At 66.7% G+C, this 21,350-nt stretch carries 13 protein-coding genes and 2 tRNA genes; 6 read left to right on the plus strand and 9 right to left on the minus strand.

Going from position 1 to position 21,350, the window contains the following annotated elements:
• The 4 genes from lon to ACIP1U_RS19750 all read left to right on the plus strand — a co-directional run.
• A partial coding sequence (lon, locus tag ACIP1U_RS19735; RefSeq protein WP_400318168.1) for an endopeptidase La occupies window positions 1–1,670 on the plus strand: 1,670 nt, incomplete at its 5' end.
• 183 nt (window positions 1,671–1,853) lie between these two features.
• Window positions 1,854–1,929 (plus strand) — tRNA-Val (locus tag ACIP1U_RS19740).
• Between the two features lie 50 nt (window positions 1,930–1,979).
• A tRNA-Asp gene (locus tag ACIP1U_RS19745) sits at window positions 1,980–2,056 on the plus strand.
• Window positions 2,057–2,346: 290 nt separating this feature from the next.
• Window positions 2,347–4,278 carry a SurA N-terminal domain-containing protein gene (locus tag ACIP1U_RS19750; RefSeq protein WP_400318171.1) on the plus strand — a complete coding sequence of 644 codons (1,932 nt, stop codon included), beginning with the start codon at window positions 2,347–2,349 and terminating at the stop codon, window positions 4,276–4,278.
• Window positions 4,279–4,536: 258 nt separating this feature from the next.
• On the opposite strand, the gene ACIP1U_RS19755 is transcribed toward ACIP1U_RS19750, so the two are convergent.
• Window positions 4,537–5,214 carry an arylesterase gene (locus tag ACIP1U_RS19755; RefSeq protein WP_400318174.1) on the minus strand — a complete coding sequence of 226 codons (678 nt, stop codon included), beginning with the start codon at window positions 5,212–5,214 and terminating at the stop codon, window positions 4,537–4,539.
• Between ACIP1U_RS19755 and ACIP1U_RS19760 the strand changes: the two genes are divergently transcribed.
• On the plus strand, window positions 5,213–5,911 hold the full coding sequence (locus ACIP1U_RS19760; RefSeq protein WP_133096871.1) for an ABC transporter ATP-binding protein: 699 nt from the start codon (window positions 5,213–5,215) through the stop codon (window positions 5,909–5,911). The two genes, ACIP1U_RS19755 and ACIP1U_RS19760, sit on opposite strands and share 2 nt — an antisense overlap.
• A 4-nt stretch (window positions 5,912–5,915) precedes the next feature.
• Here the strand turns inward: ACIP1U_RS19760 and pgi are convergent, their stop codons facing one another.
• The 8 genes from pgi to ACIP1U_RS19800 all read right to left on the minus strand — a co-directional run bounded on the left by pgi (window position 5,916) and on the right by ACIP1U_RS19800 (window position 16,027).
• Entirely contained in the window at window positions 5,916–7,559 is a 1,644-nt protein-coding gene (gene pgi, locus ACIP1U_RS19765) for a glucose-6-phosphate isomerase (protein ID WP_400318179.1), read from the minus strand.
• Between the two features lie 133 nt (window positions 7,560–7,692).
• Window positions 7,693–8,667 carry a DMT family transporter gene (locus ACIP1U_RS19770; protein ID WP_400318182.1) on the minus strand — a complete coding sequence of 325 codons (975 nt, stop codon included), beginning with the start codon at window positions 8,665–8,667 and terminating at the stop codon, window positions 7,693–7,695.
• The gene (locus ACIP1U_RS19775) at window positions 8,664–10,274 is read right to left on the minus strand and encodes an NAD(P)H-hydrate dehydratase (protein ID WP_400318184.1); all 1,611 of its coding nucleotides are present in this window, start codon (window positions 10,272–10,274) and stop codon (window positions 8,664–8,666) included. Before ACIP1U_RS19775 ends, ACIP1U_RS19770 begins: the two co-directional genes overlap by 4 nt.
• Window positions 10,275–10,280: 6 nt before the next feature.
• Window positions 10,281–11,576, minus strand: a complete 1,296-nt coding sequence (locus ACIP1U_RS19780) for a D-amino acid dehydrogenase (protein WP_400318187.1) — start codon at window positions 11,574–11,576, stop codon at window positions 10,281–10,283.
• A 60-nt stretch (window positions 11,577–11,636) separates the two neighbouring features.
• Window positions 11,637–12,947 (minus strand): TRAP transporter large permease, encoded by a 1,311-nt coding sequence (locus tag ACIP1U_RS19785; RefSeq protein ID WP_400318190.1) that lies wholly within the window; start codon window positions 12,945–12,947, stop codon window positions 11,637–11,639.
• Window positions 12,947–13,498, minus strand: a complete 552-nt coding sequence (locus ACIP1U_RS19790) for a TRAP transporter small permease subunit (RefSeq protein WP_400318193.1) — start codon at window positions 13,496–13,498, stop codon at window positions 12,947–12,949. Before ACIP1U_RS19790 ends, ACIP1U_RS19785 begins: the two co-directional genes overlap by 1 nt.
• 82 nt (window positions 13,499–13,580) lie before the next feature.
• Window positions 13,581–14,546, minus strand: coding sequence for a TRAP transporter substrate-binding protein (locus tag ACIP1U_RS19795; RefSeq protein ID WP_400318195.1), 966 nt, complete (start codon window positions 14,544–14,546; stop codon window positions 13,581–13,583).
• 116 nt (window positions 14,547–14,662) lie between these two features.
• Window positions 14,663–16,027 carry an amidase gene (locus tag ACIP1U_RS19800; RefSeq protein WP_400318198.1) on the minus strand — a complete coding sequence of 455 codons (1,365 nt, stop codon included), beginning with the start codon at window positions 16,025–16,027 and terminating at the stop codon, window positions 14,663–14,665.
• A 379-nt stretch (window positions 16,028–16,406) separates the two neighbouring features.
• Here ACIP1U_RS19800 and purL point away from each other — a divergent pair, with 379 nt between their 5' ends.
• Window positions 16,407–20,453 (plus strand): phosphoribosylformylglycinamidine synthase, encoded by a 4,047-nt coding sequence (purL, locus tag ACIP1U_RS19805; protein ID WP_400318201.1) that lies wholly within the window; start codon window positions 16,407–16,409, stop codon window positions 20,451–20,453.
• Window positions 20,454–21,350: the final 897 nt, after the last annotated feature.

Genomic DNA, 21,350 nt, shown 5'->3' on the forward strand with positions numbered 1-21,350 from the left:
AAGAAGGCGCCGACCTGGAAGAACTCGACAAGCGCATCAAGGCTGCGCGCATGCCGAAGGAAGCCAAGAAGAAGGCCGACGCCGAATTCAAGAAACTCAAGCTGATGTCGCCGATGTCGGCCGAGGCCACCGTCGTGCGCAACTACATTGACACGCTGGTGAACCTGCCATGGCGCAAGAAGAGCAAGGTCAATAATGACCTGGCCAATGCCGAGCGCGTGCTGGAAGCAGACCACTATGGTCTTGAGAAGGTCAAGGAACGTATCCTGGAATACCTTGCAGTGCAGCAGCGCGTAGACAAGTTGAAGGCGCCGATCCTGTGCCTGGTCGGCCCCCCCGGCGTGGGCAAGACCTCGCTCGGCCAGTCGGTGGCGCGCGCGACGAACCGCAAGTTCGTGCGCATGGCGCTGGGTGGTGTGCGCGACGAGGCCGAGATCCGCGGCCACCGCCGTACCTACATCGGCTCGATGCCGGGCAAGATCCTGCAGAGCCTGTCCAAGGTCGGCGTGCGCAATCCGCTCTTCCTGCTTGACGAGATCGACAAGATGGGCGCGGACTTCCGCGGCGATCCGTCGTCGGCGCTGCTCGAGGTGCTGGACCCGGAGCAGAACCACACGTTCCAGGACCACTACATCGAAGTGGACTTCGACTTGTCCGATGTGATGTTCGTGGCGACCTCGAACTCGCTGAACATCCCGCCGCCGCTGCTCGACCGCATGGAAGTGATCCGCCTGTCGGGTTACACCGAGGACGAGAAGGTCAACATCGCCCAGCGTTACCTGCTGCCCAAGCAGATCAAGAACAATGGTCTGAAGGTTGGCGAGATCGAGGTGGCAGAAGGTGCGCTTCGCGACATCATCCGCTACTACACGCGTGAGGCGGGGGTTCGCTCGCTGGAACGCGAGGTGTCCAAGGTCGCCCGCAAGGTGGTCAAGCTGCTGCTGCTGAAGAAGGAGTCGGGCACGATCAAGGTCGATTCCGAGAACCTGGACAAATTCCTCGGCGTACGCAAGTACGACTTCGGCCTGGCCGGCAAGGAAAACCAGGTGGGCCAGGTGACCGGGCTGGCGTGGACCGAGGTGGGCGGCGACCTGCTGACCATCGAAGCCGCGATCATGCCGGGCAAGGGCAACATCACCCGTACCGGTTCGCTGGGCGATGTGATGAAGGAGTCGGTAGAGGCTGCGCGTTCGGTGGTGCGCTCGCGGGCACGCCGCCTGGGCATCACGGATGAGATGTTCGAGAAGCGCGACATCCACATCCACGTGCCCGAAGGCGCCACGCCCAAGGACGGCCCGTCGGCAGGTGGCGCCATGACCACGGCGCTGGTGTCGGTACTGACCGGCATCCCGGTGCGGGCGGATGTGGCCATGACCGGCGAGATCACGCTGCGCGGCGAGGTGCTCCCGATCGGCGGCTTGAAGGAGAAGCTGCTGGCGGCCCACCGGGGCGGCATCAAGCTGGTGCTGATCCCCGAAGATAACGTCAAGGATCTGGCCGAGATCCCTGACAACGTCAAGAACGCCATCGAGATCGTGCCGGTGCGCTGGATCGACAAGGTGCTGGAACTGGCGCTCGAGCGCAAGCCCGAGCCGTTGTCGGAAGAAGATGCCAAGCCCGCTGACGTGGCGGACAAGGCCGCGGCCAAGGTGGAGCGTTTGCACCACTGATTCAGGCAGCGTGAAATGAACGCCGCCGGGCATCGCTGCCCCGCGGCGTTTTTTTATGCGCACGGCCTTGGCAAATTGAAATCTCCTGTATTACACTTGCGCCCTCGCAACGCAAACCACGGCAATTGCCGCGAGGTGCGAAGCGAAAGCAACCTGCAGGCAGCCTGCCTGCGATGGTCGAACGGGTGCTTAGCTCAGTTGGTAGAGCGGCGCCCTTACAAGGCGTAGGTCGGGGGTTCGAGCCCCTCAGCACCCACCACGTTCCCCATCGCAAGCGCGGCAAACATGCGGCAGGAAGCAACCGACACAGGAGTGGTAGTTCAGTCGGTTAGAATACCGGCCTGTCACGCCGGGGGTCGCGGGTTCGAGTCCCGTCCACTCCGCCAGTTTTACGAAACGCCCGCTTCAGCGGGCGTTTTTCATTTGAGCGGAGTGGAGGAAGCCGCCTGCGCGGCTTCCGGCGGGACTCGAAGGGCTGCGCTTGCAAGCGCAGCCGCGGCCCGCGGGATGTGGGCGAGTCCCGTCCACTCCGCCAAGTTATATGAAATACGCCCGCTTCAGCGGGCGTATTTCATTGGTACGACATGTTCGGCACCCTGCACAAAGGTCAGCCCCCACCGGCTCCTGCTAGAATCGCAGAGTTTGTCTTTCGTGCCAATCCACTACCCGAATCCGCATGCTTGATTTCGTACGCAACAACCGGCGCCTGATGCTCTTGCTGCTGCTGGTGCTTGTTTTCCCGTCGTTCGTGTTTTTCGGCGTGGAGAGCTACTCGCGCTTCATGGACAGCTCGCACGATGCGGCCAAGGTCGATGGCCGGGCCATCAGCGTGCAGGAAGTCGATAACGTCGTGCGTGACCAGAGCGAGCGTGCGCGCCAGATCCTGGGCAACAACTATGATCCCCGCCAGTTCGAGGGCCCGGATGCCCGCAAGGCGGTACTTGACCAGTTGATCCTGCAGCGCGTGATGGCCAATACCGTGGCGCGCGAGCACCTGACCGTGTCGGATGCCAAACTGCTCGAGGAAATCAGCAGCCTGCCGGCGATCGCCCAGCTGCCGCGCACGAAAGACGGCAAGATCGACGACAAGGCGTACCTGCAGCTGTTGCAGTCGCAGGGCATGACGCCCGAGCAGTTCGATGCCCGCATGCGCTTCGAGCTGGCGACACAGCAACTGGGCGCTTCGGTGGCCGCAACGGCGTTCATGCCCAAGTCGCTGCTCGACCGCCTGATCGCCGTGCGCGACCAGCAGCGCGATGTGCAGGCGCTGGTGTTCAAGCCGGCCAGCTACACTGCCAAGGTGCAGCCCGATGCCGCCGCGCTGAAGGCTTACTATGACAGCCACCATTCGGCGTTCTCGGTGCCGGAGCAGGCCAAGGTCGAATACCTGGTGCTGTCGGGCGAAGCGCTTGCCGCCGCGCAGACGGTCACGCCGGAAGAGCTGAAGTCCTACTACGAAAGCAATATCGCGCGTTTCCGTACCGATGAGCAGCGCCGCGCCAGCCATATCCTGATCGCCGCGCCAAAGGATGCGCCGGCTACCGAACGTCAGGCTGCCAAGGACAAGGCTGCCAAGCTGCTGGACGAACTGCGCAAGCACCCCGAGACCTTTGCCGACGTGGCGAAGAAGCAGTCGCAGGATCCGGGCTCGGCCGAAAAAGGCGGCGACCTCGGCTTCATGGGCCGGGGCGCGCTGGTCAAGCCGTTCGAGGACGCGATGTACGCGCTCAAGGATGGCCAGATCAGCGACGTGGTCGAGACCGACTACGGATACCACATCATCAAGCTGACCGGCATCAAGGCGTCGGAAACCAAGCCGCTTGAGGCCGTGCGCACCGAACTGGAAGCCGAGCTGCGCAAGCAGTTTGCCGACAAGAAGTTCGCCGAGCAGGCCGACGCCTTCGGCAACATGGTCTACGAACAGGCTGACAGCCTGAAGCCGGCCGCCGACAAGTTCAAGCTGACGATCCAGACCGCCGACAACGTGACCCGCCAGCCGAACCCGGCCCTGGGCGCGCAGAACCCGCTCAACAACGAGAAGGTGCTGAAGGCACTGTTCAGCGAGGAATCGATCCAGAAGAAGCGCAATACTGAAGCCGTCCAGGTCGCACCGAATACGCTGGTCGCGGCCCGCATCGTCGACTATCGCCCGGCCACCGTGCGCAAGTTCGAGGAAGTGGAAGCCAAGGTGCGCGAGGGCTATATCGCCCAGCAGGCTGCGGAGCTGGCCCGCAAGGCTGGCGAGGCTCGCCTAGAGGCACTGAAGAAGGCCGACAGCGCCGATGGCTTCGGTGCGGTGCAGACCGTGTCGCGCGCCAAGACCGATGGCGTGCCGCCGAAGGCTGTCGAAGCAGTGATGCGGGCCGATGCCACCAAGCTGCCCGCGATGGTGGGTGTCGACCTGGGCGCTGATGGCTATGCCGTCTATCGCATCTCCAAGGTCAGCCAGCCGGCGCAAGCCAACCCGGCGCAACGCCAGGCTGAAGCGCAGCAACTGTCGCAGCTCGCCGGCCAGGCCGACCTGCAGGCCTTCTATGAAAGCCTGAAGGCGCGCTCCAAGGTCAAGCTGGTGGCGCCGGCGGGCACGCAGGCGCAGGGCGCGGAGTAAGGCTGCCACGCGCCACGCCGCAAAGGCAGCGAATGTTGTCTCCCCTCTCCCATTTATGGGAGAGGGGCGGGGGAGAGGGCAGGAGTTGCCACGAAGTGAGGCGCCACGGTGCTTGCCATGCGCCGGCCCTCTCCCCCAGCCCCTCTCCCGCAAGCGGGAGAGGGGAGCAAACAACCTGGCATTTTCCCTTTGTCAGCAATCCTACCCCTGCCATGGCGGCAGGGGTTTTTTGCTTTTTGGAAGCTACGCCGCAGACGTCTACCTGTCAGCGGTGCGCTTGAGCATCGGCTTGAGTTGCGGCCACACCGTCTCCAGCAGCGCCGGTTGCGCCTCGGCAGTAGGGTGGATGCGATCCGGCTGGAACCAATCCTGCCTGGCCATCACCTTGTCGAGGAAGAATGGCACCAGCCGAACCTTGTATTCGCTGGCCAGCTTCGGATACAGCGAGAAGAACTTTTCGGTGTAATCCTGGCCATAGTTGGGCGGGATTCGCATGCCGACCAGCAGCACGCCGGCGCCAGCCTTCTGCGCGCTGCTGACTATCTGGCGCAGGTTGGACTCCGTGGTCTGCAGCGGCAGGCCGCGCAGGGCGTCGTTGGCACCCAGTTCCACCACCACGATGGCCGGCTTGTGCCGCGACAGGAGGTCCGGCAAGCGGGTCTTGCCGCCGATGGTGGTCTCGCCGCTGATGCTGGCATTGACGACGTTATAATCGAAGCGCTCTTGCTTGAGCCGGTCTTGCAGCAGCGTGACCCAGCCGGTGCCGCGCGTGATGCCGTATTCGGCGGACAGGCTGTCGCCCAGCACCAGCAGCGCAGGCGCTGCGGCCTGCGCTGGCCGCAGCCCGCCCAACATCGTCAGCGTCACCGCGGCTGCCAGCAGCAGTCTGCGCCTTTTGCCCCGGATCACTGGGATCACTCGGATCACTTTATCCATGTCCTCTTCCATTCTTGCCGTCGAGTCCCTTGGAAAGACCGTAGCCGACACGACAGGTTCGCTGACGATTTTGCACGAGGTGTCGTTTTCCGTCACGCCGGGCGAAACGCTGGCCATCGTGGGTGCATCCGGCTCGGGCAAGTCGACGCTGCTGGGGCTGCTGGCCGGGCTGGACCTGCCCAGCGCGGGCACGGTGCGCCTGCACGGGCAGGATCTGTATGCCCTGGACGAGGACCAGCGCGCAGCGCTGCGGGGCCGGCATGTCGGCTTTGTGTTCCAGTCATTCCAGCTGGTGGGGCACCTGACCGCGCTGGAAAACGTAATGCTGCCGCTGGAGTTGCGCGGTGAAACGTCGCAGGTGCGCGAGCGCGCGGTGGACATGCTGCAGCGTGTGGGTCTGGGTGCGCGCCTGAGCCACTACCCGCGCACGTTGTCGGGCGGCGAGCAGCAGCGCGTGGCGCTGGCACGCGCATTCGTCGCGCGTCCCGACATCCTGTTTGCCGACGAGCCGACCGGCAGCCTCGACACGGCCACCGGCGAGGCGGTGATCGCGCTGATGTTCGCGCTCAATCGCGACGCCGGCTCGACGCTGGTACTGGTGACGCATGACCGCTCGGTGGCGGCACGCTGCGGGCGCATCCTGACCATCGACGCCGGGCGCGTGGCCAGCGACGAATGGATGGGCGCCGAGGTCTGAAGCCTTAGCTGGCAGCGCCTGCCTTCAAGACCGCGCGGGCGCGCTCGATCAGCGCCGAGGTCGAGGCATCGTGCTGGCCAGTGCCGGCGCCGGTGAGCTCGGCTTCGATCGGCCGGGCCAGGATCTTGCCCAGCTCCACGCCCCACTGGTCGAACGAATTGATCTTCCACACCACGCCCTGCACGAAGGTTCGGTGCTCATAGAGCGCAATCAGCGCGCCCAGCACGTGCGGCGTCAGATCCTCCATCAGCAAGGCATTGCTGGGGCGGTTGCCCTCGAACACCATATGCGCGATGCGCACTTCGTCGGTCAGGCCGGCGGCGCGCAGTTCGTCGGCGCTGCGGCCGCGCATCAGCGCCTCGGCCTGCGCAAAGCAGTTGGCGAGCAGCTTGGCATGATGGCCCGGCAGACGGCGCGGCGGTACCAGCGGCGCCACGAAATCCACTGGCACGACTTGCGAGCCCTGGTGAATCTGCTGGAAGTAGGCATGCTGGCCGTTGGTGCCGGCCGTGCCCCACACCACAGGCGAGGTATGCGTGCGCACGCGCTGCCCGTCGAGCTGCACCGACTTGCCGTTGCTCTCCATCTCAAGCTGCTGCAGGAACGCGGGGAACAGTTCGAGCGAGGTCGAGTAGGGCGCCATGCAGCTGGTCGGCAGGTGCCAGAAATTGCGGTACCAGATGCCCAGCATGCCGAGGATCACCGGCATGTTGCGTTCCAGCGGCGCGGTACGGAAGTGTTCGTCCATGGCGCGGCCGCCGGCGAGCAGGTCGGCGAAAGCGTTGAAGCCCACGGCCAGCGTGATCGAGAGGCCGACCGATGACCACAGCGAGAAGCGCCCGCCGATCCAGTCCCAGAACTCGAACATGTTGGCGGGATCGATGCCGAACTCGCGCACCGCGTCGGTGTTGGTCGAGACTGCGACGAAATGCTTGGCCAGGTCGCTTTCGGCCACCCCGTTGGCGATGAACCAGGCGCGCGCGCTGCGCGCGTTGGCCATGGTTTCCAGCGTGGTGAAGGTCTTGGAACAGACGATTACCAGCGTGCGCTGCGGGTCCAGGCGCACCAGCGTCTCGGCGAGGTCGGTGCCATCGACATTGGAGACGAAATGCATGCGTGGGCCGGACTGGCTGTCGGCGTCGGACAGGTGCGACAGCGCGCGGCACACCATGCGCGGCCCCAGGTCGGAACCGCCGATGCCGATGTTGATGACGTCGGTGATGCGCTCGCCCGAAGCACCCTTCCACGCGCCGCCCCGCACGCGCTCGGAGAAGTTGCGCATGCGCACCAGCACCTTCTGGATCGCCGGCATGACGCTTTCGCCGTCGACCTTGTAGCCATCGCCGGCCGTCGCGCGCAGCGCGACATGGAGCGCCGCGCGGTCTTCGGTAGTGTTGATGTGCTCGCCGGCAAACATCGCGTCGCGCCGCTGCGGCACACCGGATTCGGCCGCCAGTTGCACCAGCAGCCGCATGGTCTCGGGCGTAATGCGGTTCTTCGAATAGTCGAGATAGAGGCCGGCGGCGTCTAGTGAGAACTGCGAGACGCGCTGCGTGCCTTCGGCATCGAACCACTCCAGCATTTGAGCATCGCGAATCGTGTCATGGTGCCGAAGCAGGGCGTTCCAGGCGTGAAGGTCTGTGGGCATGCAGGACAAATCAGGTTGCAGGGGGCGAGCCGCGTCGCAGTCCGGAAGTATAGCGTCAGCATTATGGCCTTCCGGGCAGGTTGCCATGGCATATCGTTACCACTTGCAACATAGCAGCCAGCGTGCCAGCCAGCTATAGGACATTGTCTGACGACCCCGTCGGGACCGGCCGCGCGCGCAGCCGCGCCGCCACCGCACGCAGGACCGGCTCGCCACCGGCGACGCAAAGTCCGCCCAGGCAGATGACGCCGATCCCTGCCGCCGTGGTCCAGTCAGGCAACTGCCCGAACGCCAGGTAGCCGATCACGGTGGCCGAGATGATCTGCAGGTACAGGAAGGGACTCAGGAACGAGGCATCGGCGTGCTGGAAGGCACGGATGACGAAATAGTGGCCCAGCGATCCCGTGATGCCCGCCGACAGCAGCAGCGCACATTGCATCGGTGCAGGCCAATAGGTGAACCAGAAGAAGGGCACGATCAGCGTGGTCAGGCACGCGCCGGTCACGCCGCTCTGGATCAGCGTGGTCATGGGCGCGTCGTGCGCGGCAATGCGGCGCGTCAGCATTTGCAGCAGAGCGAACACCAGCGCCGACAGCAGCCCCAGGCCAACGCCGAGCGGACTGAGCTGCCCGCCTGGGCGCACCACCACCAGCATGCCGGCAAAACCGACGATGACGCCGGTCCATCGCATCCAGCGTGCGTGTCGCCCGGGGCGCTCGCCCAGCAGCCACGGCGACAGCGCCACCACGAACAGCGGCGCGCAGAAATTCAGCGCCGTGGCCTGCGCCAGCGGCATCAGCATCAGCACGCTGAAGAACACCAGCGTCGACACCAGCATCAGGCCGCCGCGCAGCCACTGCAGGCCGGGCTTTGCCGGGCGCCACTGGCGCCGCCAGCCGGCCGGCCCCAGCAGCAGGAAGATCGCTACCACATGGCCGACATAGCGCACCCAGGCCACCGCGACCAGCGGCAGGCCTTGCTGTGTCAGCGTCTTGCTGGTGGCGTCAAGCAGGCTCAGCACCCATTGGCCGATCACCAGCAGGGCGATGCCGGTCAGCAACTGGCGGCGGTCGGACGGGTCGCGCAGCAATGTCGCGCCAGCCGTCATGCGCCGTTCCCCGCAAGCAAGCGGTTGAACACGGCGCGTGCGGGCAGATACAACTCGCTGGCGGTCACGCCGGCCGGTCCGGTGCCGTGCGCGACCAGGTCGTCCGCCGCCTGGCCGTGGATCCATACCGCCGCCTGCGCGGCCGGCAGCGGCGGCATGCCTTGCGCCAGCAATGCGCCGATCATGCCGGCCAGCACGTCGCCGGTGCCGGCGCTGGCCAGCGCCGCGTTGCCAGTCGGGTTCAGTGTGGCGGGGCTGCCGTCCGGCGCCGCGATCACCGATCCCGAGCCCTTCAGTACGACCACCGCCTGCCATTGCCGGGCCAGCGCGGTGGCCGCCGCGATGCGGTCGCGCTGCACGTCTGCCACCGAGGTGCCCATCAGGCGCGCCGCTTCAAGCGGGTGCGGCGTCATCACGCAGGGTGCGCGGGCGGCGGCCAACGCGCCTGCATGGGCGGGGTCGGCAGCGAGCAGGTTGAGCGCATCCGCGTCGAGCACCGTTGGCACCGGCGCCGCGGCAAGTGCCTGCAGCAGCCGCGTGAAGTGCCGCTGCGCCGTGGCGTCGGTGCCAAGGCCGGGGCCGATCACCAGTGCCGACATCGCCCCTGGCGCGAGGCCATCCAGCGCATGCAGCATCAGTTCCGGATGCAAAGGATCGAGCAGCGGCGCCGGCTGCGCGAGAAAGCCGATATGGACCTTGCCCGCGCCCAGAAACTGCGCGGCGCGGGCACCGAGCAAGGGCGCGCCCGTCATGCCGTGGTTGCCGCCGATCACGGCCAGCGAGCCATGCGTGCCCTTGTTGCTGGCATGGTGCCGTCGCGGCAGCGCTGCGCCGAACAGCGCCGGGCCATTGGCCAGGGCATGAGGCGGTTCCGCGGGAGGGTAGTCGAGGCCGATCGGCGCGATGTCGACGGCGCCAGCGCAATCGCGGCCATCCAGCGTCAGCAGGCCGGGCTTGGCGGCGATGAAGGTCAGCGTGCGGCGGGCGCGGATCGCCGGTGCGCCCGCACCGGTGTCGGCGAACAGCCCGCTCGGAATGTCGAGCGCGAATACCGGCAGCCCGCTGCGGTTGACCTGATCGATCCACCACGCCATGGCGCCGCTGGCCGCGCGGTTCAGCCCGATGCCGAGCAGGCCGTCGACGATGGCGGCGGCCTGTGGCGGCCAGTCCGGTGCGGGATCTGCCGCGGATGCCGGCATCGCCCCGACTTCGCGGATCGGTACGCCTGCTGCCTGCGCCTGCTGCCATGCGCTTGCCGCATCGGCCGGCAGCCGGACCGGGTCCGCCGCAATCCATACCTGCACCGTGCGGCCCGCGCCGTGCAGCCGCGTCGCCGCCACCAGTGCGTCGCCACCGTTGTTGCCTGCGCCGGCAAGGAACAACAAAGGGCCCGCTGGCGCATGCCGCGCCAGCCAGTCCGCGGCGGCGGCGCCGGCGCGCGACATCAGCGTGAACGAAGGCAGTCGTGCGAATGCGGCGTTCTCGATGCGGCGAATGGCGGCAGCGTCGTACAGCGGGACAGGCAATGGCGAAGCGGCGTCGAGCTCAAACCAGCCGTCGCCCTGGTGTTGCGGCGCGGCGGTGGAAGCGGCAGGGTGGCGGCTCATGTGTGGCTATCTGGCGGGGCCAAGCCCATGGCGGCCCGGCAGCAGGCCCTCCATGTCGATGTCGGGCCCGCTTGCCGCGCCTGCGCTGGCGGCGATCTGGTCAGCCGCAATCTTGCCTGATCCGCAGCTCATCGCCCAGCCCGTCGAGCCGTGGCCGAGGTTAAGGAACAGGCCGGGCACGGCAGTGGGGCCGATCAGTGGCGGTCCGTCCGGCAGCATCGGGCGCGCGCCGGCCCATTGCGTGGCTTCTTGGTAGTTGCCCGCCACCGGGAACCAGTCGCGCGCCACCTTGACCAGCGTGCGCAGCGCGGCGGGGCGCAGGTCGAGCCGGCGCGAACCCAGCTCGGCCGTGCCGGCGACGCGCATGCGATTGCCCAGCCGCGTGATCGCGATCTTGTACGACTCGTCCATCAGCGCGCCCAGCGGCGCCTGCAGTTCGTCGCGCACCAGCAGCGTGACCGAGTACCCCTTGACCGGATACAGTGGCACGCGCAGGCCCAGCGGCAGCAGCAGCGGGGCACTGTCGACGCCGGCGGCGACCAGCACGCGGTCGGCAGCCAGCACCGGCGCTCTCCCATTCTGACCGTGCGCGAGTTCGACCTGCAGCTTGCCACCCTGGTCCGGCCGGATGCGCGCCACCTGAGTTTCGAAGCGGAATGCGACCCCCGCCGCCTCGGCATGCCGGTGCAGCGCGCGCACGAACATCGGGCAGTTGCCGGACTCATCCTCGGGCAGGTGCAGGCCGCCGGCCAATGGCGTATCGGCCGCCAGGCCGGGTTCGATGCGCCGGCATTCCTGCGCGCTGACCAGCTGGTGCGGCACGTTGTTCTCGCGCAGCAGCGCCACCGCGGGGCCTGCCAGGTCCAGGTCGCGCGCGGTGCGGAACAGCTGCAGGTAGCCCTGCGACTGCTCGTAGTCGATCTCCAGCTCGCTGCGCAGCCGGTGCAGGCAGGCGCGGCTGTAGAAGGCCAGCCGCTGCATGCGCAGCTTGTTGGCGCGGTAGCGTTCCAGATTGCACTCGCGCAGCCACCGCACGATCCAGCGCCACATCGCCGGGTCCGCCGACGGGCGGAACACCACTGGCGCCTCGCGCGCGAACAGCGTGCGCAGCACCTTGCCCGGCATGCCCGGCGCCGCCCACGGCGTGACATAGCCCGGCGCGATCATGCCGGCATTGCCGAAGCTGGTCTCCTGCGCTGGCGCGGCGCGCCTCTCCAGCACGGTCACGTCGAAACCGGCCTGGCGCAGGTACCACGCGGAACAGACGCCGATCACGCCGGCGCCGATGACAATCACATGCATGCGATTCGCAGCCTCCGCGCGGCGCATCGGCACAAGAGCGGCTGGCCCATGTGGCCCATGCTATCTGACCTCCTGCTGCATGACCAGGTCAGGCAGCCACGTCACCACCTGCGGCCAGATCGTGATGATGGCGATGGCGACCACCATCATCATGAAGAACGGCAGCGAGACCCGGGCGATATAGTTGCTGTCCTTGCCGGTCATGCTCTGCAGCACGAACAGGTTGAAGCCGACCGGCGGTGTCACCTCGGCAATTTCCACCAGCAGCACGATGAAGATGCCGAACCAGACCAGGTCGAACCCGGCCGCCTGCACCATCGGCAGCACCGTGGCGGTGGTCAGCGCGATCATCGAAATGCCGTCCAGCGCGGTGCCAAGCACGATGTAGATCACCGTCAGCACCGCGATCAGCGCCCACGGCGACAGTTGCAGCGCGGCCACCCACTCGGCCAGCGCGCGCGGGATGCCGGTAAAGCTCATCGTCACCGACAGGAACGACGTGGCGCCGAGCACGAACATGATCATCGCGGTCAGGCGCGTCGCCGACATCAGGCTGTCCCAGAACGCTGCGCGCGTCAGCGAGCCGCCGGCCCACGCCAGCCCCAGCGACGCCACCACGCCATAGGCCGCGGCCTCGGTCGCGGTGGCATAGCCGGTGACCATGACCCACGCGATAAAGGCGATCAGCACGATGCACGGCAGCAGTTGCCGGATCGACGCCAGCCGCGCATGCCAGTCGAAGCGGTCGGGCGCCGGGGTCTTGCCCGGGTTGGCCAGGGCCCAGACAACGATATAGCCGGAGAACAGCAGCATCAGCATCAGCCCGGGGATAAAGCCGGCCAGGAACACGCGGATGATCGACACATCCGCCGACACCGCATACACCACCATCGTGATCGACGGCGGGATCAGGATGCCCAGCGTGCCCGCGCACGACAGCGAGCCGAGCGTGGTGCGCTCGTCATAGCCACGCCGCGTCAGTTCCGGCAATGCGGACTTGGCGATGGTGGCGCAGGTCGCCGCGGACGACCCCGATACCGAGCCGAAGATGCCGCAGCCCAGGATGTTGACGTGCATCAGCCGGCCCGGCAGCCAGTTCAGCCACGGCGAGAGCCCGTTGAACATCTGCTCGGACAGCTTGGTCCGGAACAGGATCTCGCCCATCCAGACAAAGAGCGGCAGCGAGGCCAGCGTGTATGACGCGCTAGACGACCACCACGCATTGGCCAGGCTCACCAGCGCCTCGCGGTCGGAGAACACCACCAGCCCGATCCACGACGTGACCGCGATCGCCACCGGGATCCACGCGCCGATCGCCAGGAAGACGATCATCACCAGCAGCAGGATCAATGCAACCAGGACCGTGCTCATCAGACCGTCTCCCCGAAATCGCCGGCGGCGAGTTTGGCTTCCTGCGCGAGTTGGTAGCGCGGCTTCTGCCGGCGCAGCACGCGCAGCCATTCATCGGCCACCGCCAGCAGGAAGCCGATGATGCCCAGCACGGCGAAGCTCTGCGGAATCCACAGCGGGATCACGATCTGTCCCTGCGAGACATCGCCGATGTCCCAGCTTTGCCAGGCGAAGGTGCCGAGCGCCCAGGTCGCGTAGGCAGCAAAAGCCAGGCAGACGGTCAGCGAGGCCACCTCCAGCACCCGGCGCCGGCGTGGGCCGACGGCTTCGAGCAGCATTTCCACGCGCACGATGCCGCCGTGCTGGAAGGTCTGGCCGAGGACGAGAAAGGCGGAGGCCGCGCACAGCCAGGCGACGATATCGTCGCCGCCCTTGAGGATCACCGCGGTCTCGCGCGACAGCGACATCAGGATCATGATCACGCAGACGGCGAGGATGCAGAGCGCGCCGAGCGCGGCGAACAGGTCGAGCAGGCGGTCGAGCCAGCGCTTGGGGAGTGGGGCAGTCGGCATGATGGCAGCGTCAGGAAGGAGGAAAAACCCGCCAGTCCAGCCTGCACGGCCTGGCGGGAGGCTGCGGTGCTGGCTTGGTTGCCTACTTGCGATAGGCGTTCAGGATGGTCTTGCCGTCATCGCCCGCGGTCTTGGCCCAGTCGTCCACCATGGTCTGGCCGACCTTCTGCATGTCGGCCTTGAGCTGCGGCGAGGGCGGCTGCACCGTCATGCCGTTCTTCGACAAGGTGGCCAGGTATTCCTTGGTCTTCTGCTCGGAGACCTGCCAGCCGCGCTTCTCGGCGTCGGCGACGGCCTTGAGCAGTGCGTCCTGCGTGGGCTTGTCCAGCGCCGCGAAGGCCTTTTTGCTGACTACCAGCATGTTCTTGGGCAGCCACGCGTCCACGGTGTAGAAGTACTTCACGCTTTCCCACACCTTGGTGTCGACCCCGGTCGCCCCCGACGACATGAACGAATTGACCGTGCCGGTGGCCAGCGCCTGCGCCAGGTCCGCAGCCTGGATCGTCACAGGCTGCGCGCTGACCAGTTCGGCGATGCGCGAGGTGGCCGGGTTGTACGCCCGCCACTTCAGTCCCTTCATATCGGCGGCCGAGTTGATCGGCTTGTTGGCGTAGATGCCCTGAGGCGGCCATGCCACCGCATAGAGCAGCTTCATGCCCTGCTTGTCGAGCACCTTTTCAGTGACCGGGCGCGAGGCCTGCCACAGCTTGTAGGCATCGGTATAGCTGGTGGCCAGGAAGGGCACCGCATCGACGCCGAACACCGGGTTCTCGTTGGCCAGCAGCGACATCAGGATCTCGCCCATCTGCACCTGGCCGGTCTGCACGCCACGCTTGATCTCGTTGGCCTTGAGCAGCGAGCCATTGGGATGCAGCACGATCTTGAGCTTGCCGCCGGTCGCCTTGTCGACGTCGTTGGCCATCTGCTGCAGGTTTTCCGTATGCAGGTTGCCCGCCGGGTAGCCGGTGGGCAGGTCCCACTTGGTATCCGCCTGTACCGTCATGGCGGCCAGCGCCAGGCCGGCCGCAACGATTGCCTTGACTCGCATCTCGATCTCTCCTGGTGTGCGCGCGGGGCGCGGTTGTACAGCTTGTCTGCGTACTACCTGGTGCCTTCCGCGGCGTGGGCCGCGGTCAGCGCAAGATCAACAGCGCGGCGGCGGTCTCAGTCGTCGCGCGAAGACGGTTGCACGATCCGTTCCAACGCAAGGGCCGTGCCCAGCAGTTCAGCATCGCGCATCGGGCCGTGCGACAGCATCAGCCCGACCGGCAACTCGTCCGGCGCGTGGCAGGGCAGCGAGATCGAGCAGCCGTCGAAGAAGTTAAAGGCCGAGGTGTTGCGCAGCAGCAGGGCATTGACGCGGAAAAACTGCGCGTCATCGGTGCGCAGCGGCGCGATCTCGGGGGCAACCATCGGCACGGTCGGGCACACGACGGCGTCGAAGCGGGCCAGGCGCGCTTCCATGCGGGCGATCCAGTCGAGGCGGGCCCGGCCAAGGTCGATATAGTCGGCGGCGCTGATCGCAGCGCCACGGTCGATGCGCGACGCCACACGCGGGTCGTACAGGTCGCGCTTGCCCGCCAGCACATGGCGATGGATGGCGTAGGCCTCGGGAGCGCTGAAGCCGCCCTGCGCGTTCAGGGTGGCGAGTTCACCAAGCTCAGGCAGGTCGACATGTTCAAGTTGTACGCCGGCGGCCGACAGCCGGCCGAGTGCCCGGTCGAAGGCGCGCGCGACGACTGGATCGAGATCGTCCAGCAGGTACTGGCGGGGAATTGCCAGCCGCGTCGCCGACGGGCTGGTGACGCGCGGCAGCACCGCCTGGTCGGCGATCACGGCATCGACCGCGACACAGTCGCCGACCGTGCGCGCCATGGCGCACGCGGTGTCAAGCGTGTACGACAACGGGAAGGCACCGGTCAGCGGCACGCGCCGGGCAGTCGGTTTGAAGCCTGTGATGCCGCACAGCGCGGCCGGGATGCGGATCGAGCCGCCGGTATCGCTGCCAAGCGCGGCGACCGCCAGCCCGAGCGCCACCGACACTGCCGCGCCGGACGATGAGCCGCCGGGAATGCGCGGCGTGCCGGGCTCGCTGGCCGGGTTGACCGGCGTTCCGTAGTGTGGGTTGATGCCGACTCCGGAGAAGGCGAACTCCGTCATATTGGTACGGCCTACGATAGCGGCGCCCGCCTGGCGCAGGCGCGCCACGACGGTCGCGTCCGCTGTCGCCGGGGCGGCATCCTGGCGCACGATCGAGGCCGCGCGCGTGACGTCTCCCGCGACGTCATAGAGGTCTTTCACCGACACCGGCAGGCCGGCAAGTGGGGGCAGCATCTTGCCGGCGCCGCTGGCGGCATCGGCGGCGCGCGCAACCTGCGCGGCGGCCTCGAAGGTGCTGTGCAGGAACACGGCGTCCGCGGCGGGGCCGGCTGCCGCGGCGGCGGCCTGCTCAAGGATCGCTGCGCGGCTGGTGGCGCCCTCGCGCAGGCGGGTGTTCAGGGCATCGAGATCGGGAAGCATGGATGGCATGGGGCGCGGTGGTGCGGTACCGGGGGTGGTGACCATGCTCATAATTCGTGAATCAAGTGTCAAGCTAAATATGCCGAATGGCGCGCACAAGCGTTGACGGGAGTGCACTGCGGGGGGACGACCCGCATGGCAGTCGAGAACGCCACACGGGCGATAAATTGCGCAAAGTGATGCATAAGCATTATCACGAATCCATGTAACACGGCGCTGCCATGATGGAGCAATGCAAAATCCCACGCCTGGCAAGGTACAATATCGGTTTCCCGCCAGCCGGACGCCCCATGCAGCGGTGCCGGCCAAGCAGCAGCCATTACCCAGGCCTTTGAGCCTTTACTCAGGCCCCCAGGCCTTACTCCACGCCTCCCTGACCGCTACGATCATGGCGCATTTCTCGTGCTTCCCCGGCGCTTTGGCGCTTTCCGCCTTCCGTCAGCAACGCCTGCTCACCGCCCTGCGGCAAATCGATGCCGATATTGAATCGGTGCACGGCCAGTTCCTGCATTTTGTTGACGCGCAGACGCCGCTGTCGGCCGACGACCAGTCGCGCGTGGCGGCGCTGCTGACCTATGGCGCACCGTTCGCCGAGCAGTCCGAGGGCGACCGCTTCGTGGTGATCCCGCGCTTCGGCACGATCTCGCCGTGGGCCAGCAAGGCGACCGACATTGCCCATAACTGCGGCCTGACGCATATCCACCGCATCGAGCGCGGCATCGAGATCACCGTGGTCTGCAAGAAGGGCCTGCTGCGCGGCCGCAAATCGCTGGACGCGGATACCCGCGCCGCCGTTGCCGCGCACCTGTTCGACCGCATGACCGAGGCCGTGGTCGCCTCGCGTGACGATGCCGCCGGCCTGTTCCAGGAACTGCCGGCCAAGCCGCTGCGCTTTATCGACATCTCCGCCGGCCGCAGCGCGCTGGCCGCGGCCAACGTCGAGATGGGCCTGGCGCTGTCCGAGGACGAGATCGACTACCTGGTCGACGCCTACGCCAGGCTGGAGCGCAACCCGACCGACGTCGAGCTGATGATGTTCGCGCAGGCCAACAGCGAGCACTGCCGCCACAAGATCTTCAACGCCACCTGGACCATCGACGGCGTGCAGCAGGACAAGTCGCTGTTCGCGATGATCCGCAATACACACCAGCTCAATCCGCAGGGCTCGATCGTGGCCTACTCGGATAACTCGGCGGTGATGGAAGGCGACGTGGCCGAGCGCTGGTTCCCGCGCGGCGGCGACCACAAGTACGGTCGCCACGAAGCGCTGACGCACACGCTGATGAAGGTGGAGACGCACAACCACCCGACCGCGATCTCGCCGTTCCCGGGTGCTTCCACCGGCGCCGGCGGTGAAATCCGCGACGAAGGCGCGACCGGCCGCGGCGCCAAGCCCAAGGCCGGCCTGACCGGCTTCACGGTGTCCAACCTGATGCTGCCCGAGGCGGTGGAGTCCTGGGAAAACGACCGTGACGCCGCCCAGCCGGTGGCGCACCGCAACCCCGATGACAAGCCCGGCGTGACCGGTAAGCCCGACCGCATCGCCTCGCCGCTGCAGATCATGATTGATGGCCCGCTCGGCGGCGCCGCGTTCAACAATGAATTCGGCCGCGCCAACCTGGGCGGTTACTTCCGCGTCTACGAGCAGAACGTCGGCGGCACCGTGCGCGGCTACCACAAGCCGATCATGATCGCGGGCGGCATCGGCAATATCGACGCCTCGCACACGCACAAGAACCCGCTGCCGGCCGGCACGCTGCTGATCCAGCTGGGCGGCCCGGGCATGCGCATCGGCATGGGCGGCGGCGCCGCCAGCTCGATGGCGACCGGCACCAACACCGCCGACCTGGACTTCGATTCGGTCCAGCGCGGCAACCCGGAAATGGAGCGCCGCGCGCAGGAAGTGATCAACGCCTGCTGGCAGCTCGGCGAGGCCAACCCGATCCTGTCGATCCACGACGTCGGTGCTGGCGGCATCTCGAACGCCTTCCCTGAACTGGTGGACGGCGCCGACCGCGGCGCGCGCTTCGACCTGCGCCAGGTGCACCTGGAAGAGTCCGGGCTGTCGCCGGCGGAAATCTGGTGCAACGAGTCGCAGGAACGCTATGTGCTGGCGATCGCGCCGGACAGCTTCCCGCAGTTCCAGGCCATGTGCGAGCGCGAGCGTTCGCCGTTCGCCGTGGTCGGCATTGCCACCGAGGAGAAGCAACTGCAACTGGTCGACGCCAGCGTCGACGCCGCGCTCAAGGAACACTACGCCGTCAACATGCCGATGGACGTGCTGCTGGGCAAGCCGCCGCGCATGCACCGCGACGTCAAGCGTGTCGAGCAGCCGCTGCCGGCCGTGGACGTGACCGGCATCAGCCTGGAGCAGGCCGTACGCGATGTGCTGCGCCATCCGACCGTGGCCAACAAGTCGTTCCTGATTTCGATCGGCGACCGCACCGTGGGCGGCATGAACGCGCGCGACCAGATGGTCGGCCCGTGGCAGGTGCCGGTGGCCGACGTGGCCGTGACCACGCTGGACTACAAGGGCAATGCCGGCGAGGCGATGACCATGGGCGAGCGCACGCCGCTGGCCGTGATCGACGCACCGGCTTCGGGTCGCATGGCGATCGGCGAGGCACTGACCAACCTGGCCGCCGCACCGGTCAAGGACCTGGGCAAGGTCAAGCTGTCGGCCAACTGGATGGCGGCCTGCGGCGTGGAAGGCGAGGACGCCAGGCTGTACGACACCGTGCACGCGGTCGGCATGGAACTGTGCCCGGCACTGGGCATCAGCATTCCGGTCGGCAAGGATTCGCTGTCGATGCGCACCAAGTGGCAGGACGAAGGTGTCAACAAGGAAGTGGTGGCGCCGGTATCGCTGATTATCTCGGCTTTTGCCGCAGTGGACGACGTCAACCGCACGCTGACCCCGCAACTGCGCACCGACGCAGGCGACACCGTGCTGATCGCCGTCGACCTGAGCCGCGGCAAGAACCGCATGGGCGGCAGCATCCTGGCGCAGGTCACGCAGCAAGTGGGTGACAGCGCGCCGGACGTCGACAACGCTGAAGACCTGAAGAACTTCTTCAACGTGATCCAGCGCCTGAACCGCGAGGGCAAGCTGCTTGCTTACCACGACCGTTCCGATGGCGGCTTCATCGCCACGCTGGCCGAGATGGCCTTTGCCGGCCACTGTGGCGTGTCGCTGAACGTCGACATGTTGGCGCTCGATCCGCAGCAGGAGCAGGACTACGGCGACGCCAAGAACTGGGCGCAGCAGATCGCCGAGCGCCGCAATGACCAGACCCTGCGCGCGCTGTTCTCGGAAGAACTGGGTGCGGTGGTGCAGGTGCGCCTGCAGGACCGCGACGCGGTCTTCTCGGTGCTGCGCGAGGCCGGCCTGTCGGCGTGCAGCCACGTGGTGGGCAAGCCCAACACTACCGACCAGGTGGAGATCTACCGCGATGCCAAGAAGGTGTTCGGTGCCTCGCGCACCGACCTGCAGCGCAACTGGAGCGAAGTCAGCTGGCGCATCGCACGCCTGCGCGACAACCCGGCCTGTGCGGACAGCGAATATGACCGCCTGCTGGACGCCGCCGATCCTGGCATCAGCCCGGTGCTGACGTTCGATCCGGCGGAAGACATCGCCGCGCCGTATATCGTCAAGGGTGCGCGTCCGCGCGTGGCGATCCTGCGGGAGCAGGGCGTCAACTCGCAGATCGAAATGGCGTACAGCATGGACCGCGCCGGCTTCGACACGCACGACGTGCACATGAGCGACCTGATCGCCGGCCGCGCCAGCCTGGCTGACTTCACCGGCTTTGTCGCCTGCGGCGGCTTCAGCTACGGCGACGTGCTGGGCGCCGGCGAGGGCTGGGCCAAGACCATCCTGTTCAATGCGCAGATGGCCGAGCAGTTCGCGGCGTTTTTTAACCGCCAGGACACCTTTGCGCTGGGCGTGTGCAATGGCTGCCAGATGATGAGCAACCTGGCCCCGATCATCCCGGGCGCCGGTGCCTGGCCGCAGTTCACGCGCAACCAGTCGGAGCAGTACGAGGCGCGTTACGTCACCGTGGAAGTGCAGTCGTCGCCGTCGATCTTCTTCGCCGGCATGGAGGGCAGCCGCATCCCCATCGTGGTTGCGCATGGTGAAGGGTTTGCGGACTTCTCGCAGCAGGGGAATATCGGCGAGGCCAACGTTGCGCTGCGTTTCGTCGACAATTACGGCGCGATGACGCAGACCTATCCGTTGAACCCGAATGGCTCGCCTGACGGCATCACCTCGGTGACTACCGTCGACGGCCGCTTTACCGTGCTGATGCCGCATCCGGAGCGGGTGTTCCGTGCTGCGACCATGAGCTGGGCGCCGGATGCTTGGAAGCAGGTTGGCGATGGGGCCAGCCCGTGGATGCGGATGTTCCGGAATGCGAGGAAGTGGGTGGGATGACGTGGCTTGGCTTGGGGGGCTGGGTTAGCTGGCCTCTCTTCCTGGCGGCTGGCATGGTAGCTATTTGATACGCCCGGTTCCGCCCTAAAGGGCGGGTAACTCTTTGTCCGAGCGACAAAGAGTCACCAGAAAGCGCGTTTACGGCCCTGCGGGCGGCCACTCTTATCGTAGTGTGCGGCGGCTTTCGTACGGGGCTTTGCTTCGTTGCAGGGCGGGGCTGCCTGACGCCTTGGTGCGCCACCGTGGCTTGGGATTGATGCAGTTTTTGAACGAGCCCAGAGCTGTTGGGTGGCCCCTGCTGCTGGCGTCATGGTAGGAACGCCTACGGCTGCGCTGCGCGCGGATCCTGGTTGGTTTGCCGGGTGTGGCGATATGGCTATCGCTAACGAAGATCCGCGGCCGGCCTCGTGAATTGGCTGGATTCGCTCCGTGGAGGCTCTGGCCCTCTCCCCCAACCCCTCTCCCGCAAGCGGGCGAGGGGAGCGAACAGGCGGTGGAAACTGGGCACGTGGGCACCTGGGGCACCGAGGGGCTCATCGCCGATAGCGCCAAGCGAGCGCAGCGATGCGTTCCGTGCCAGAGCCACTGACCTGCGATACTGCCGGCGCGCAGCGCAGCCGAAGGCGTTCCTACGTTGCCGCCAGCAGCAGGGGCCACCCACAGCTCTGGGCTCGTTCAATCACCGCGTCAATCCGCGGCCACCGTGGCGCACCACGGCGGCAGGCAGCCCGGCTTTGCGAGGAAGCGAAGCCCCGTGCGAAAACACTCGCACACTACGATAAGAGTGGCCGCCCGCCCGGGGCGGTCAACGCGCATTCTGGTGACTCTTTGTCGCTCGGACAAAGAGTTACCCGCCCTTCAGGGCGGAACCGGGAATATCAAATAGCTACCAGATGC

It is taken from the genome of Cupriavidus sp. NPDC089707 (genome assembly GCF_044748965.1).
Taxonomy (GTDB): Bacteria; Pseudomonadota; Gammaproteobacteria; order Burkholderiales; family Burkholderiaceae; genus Cupriavidus.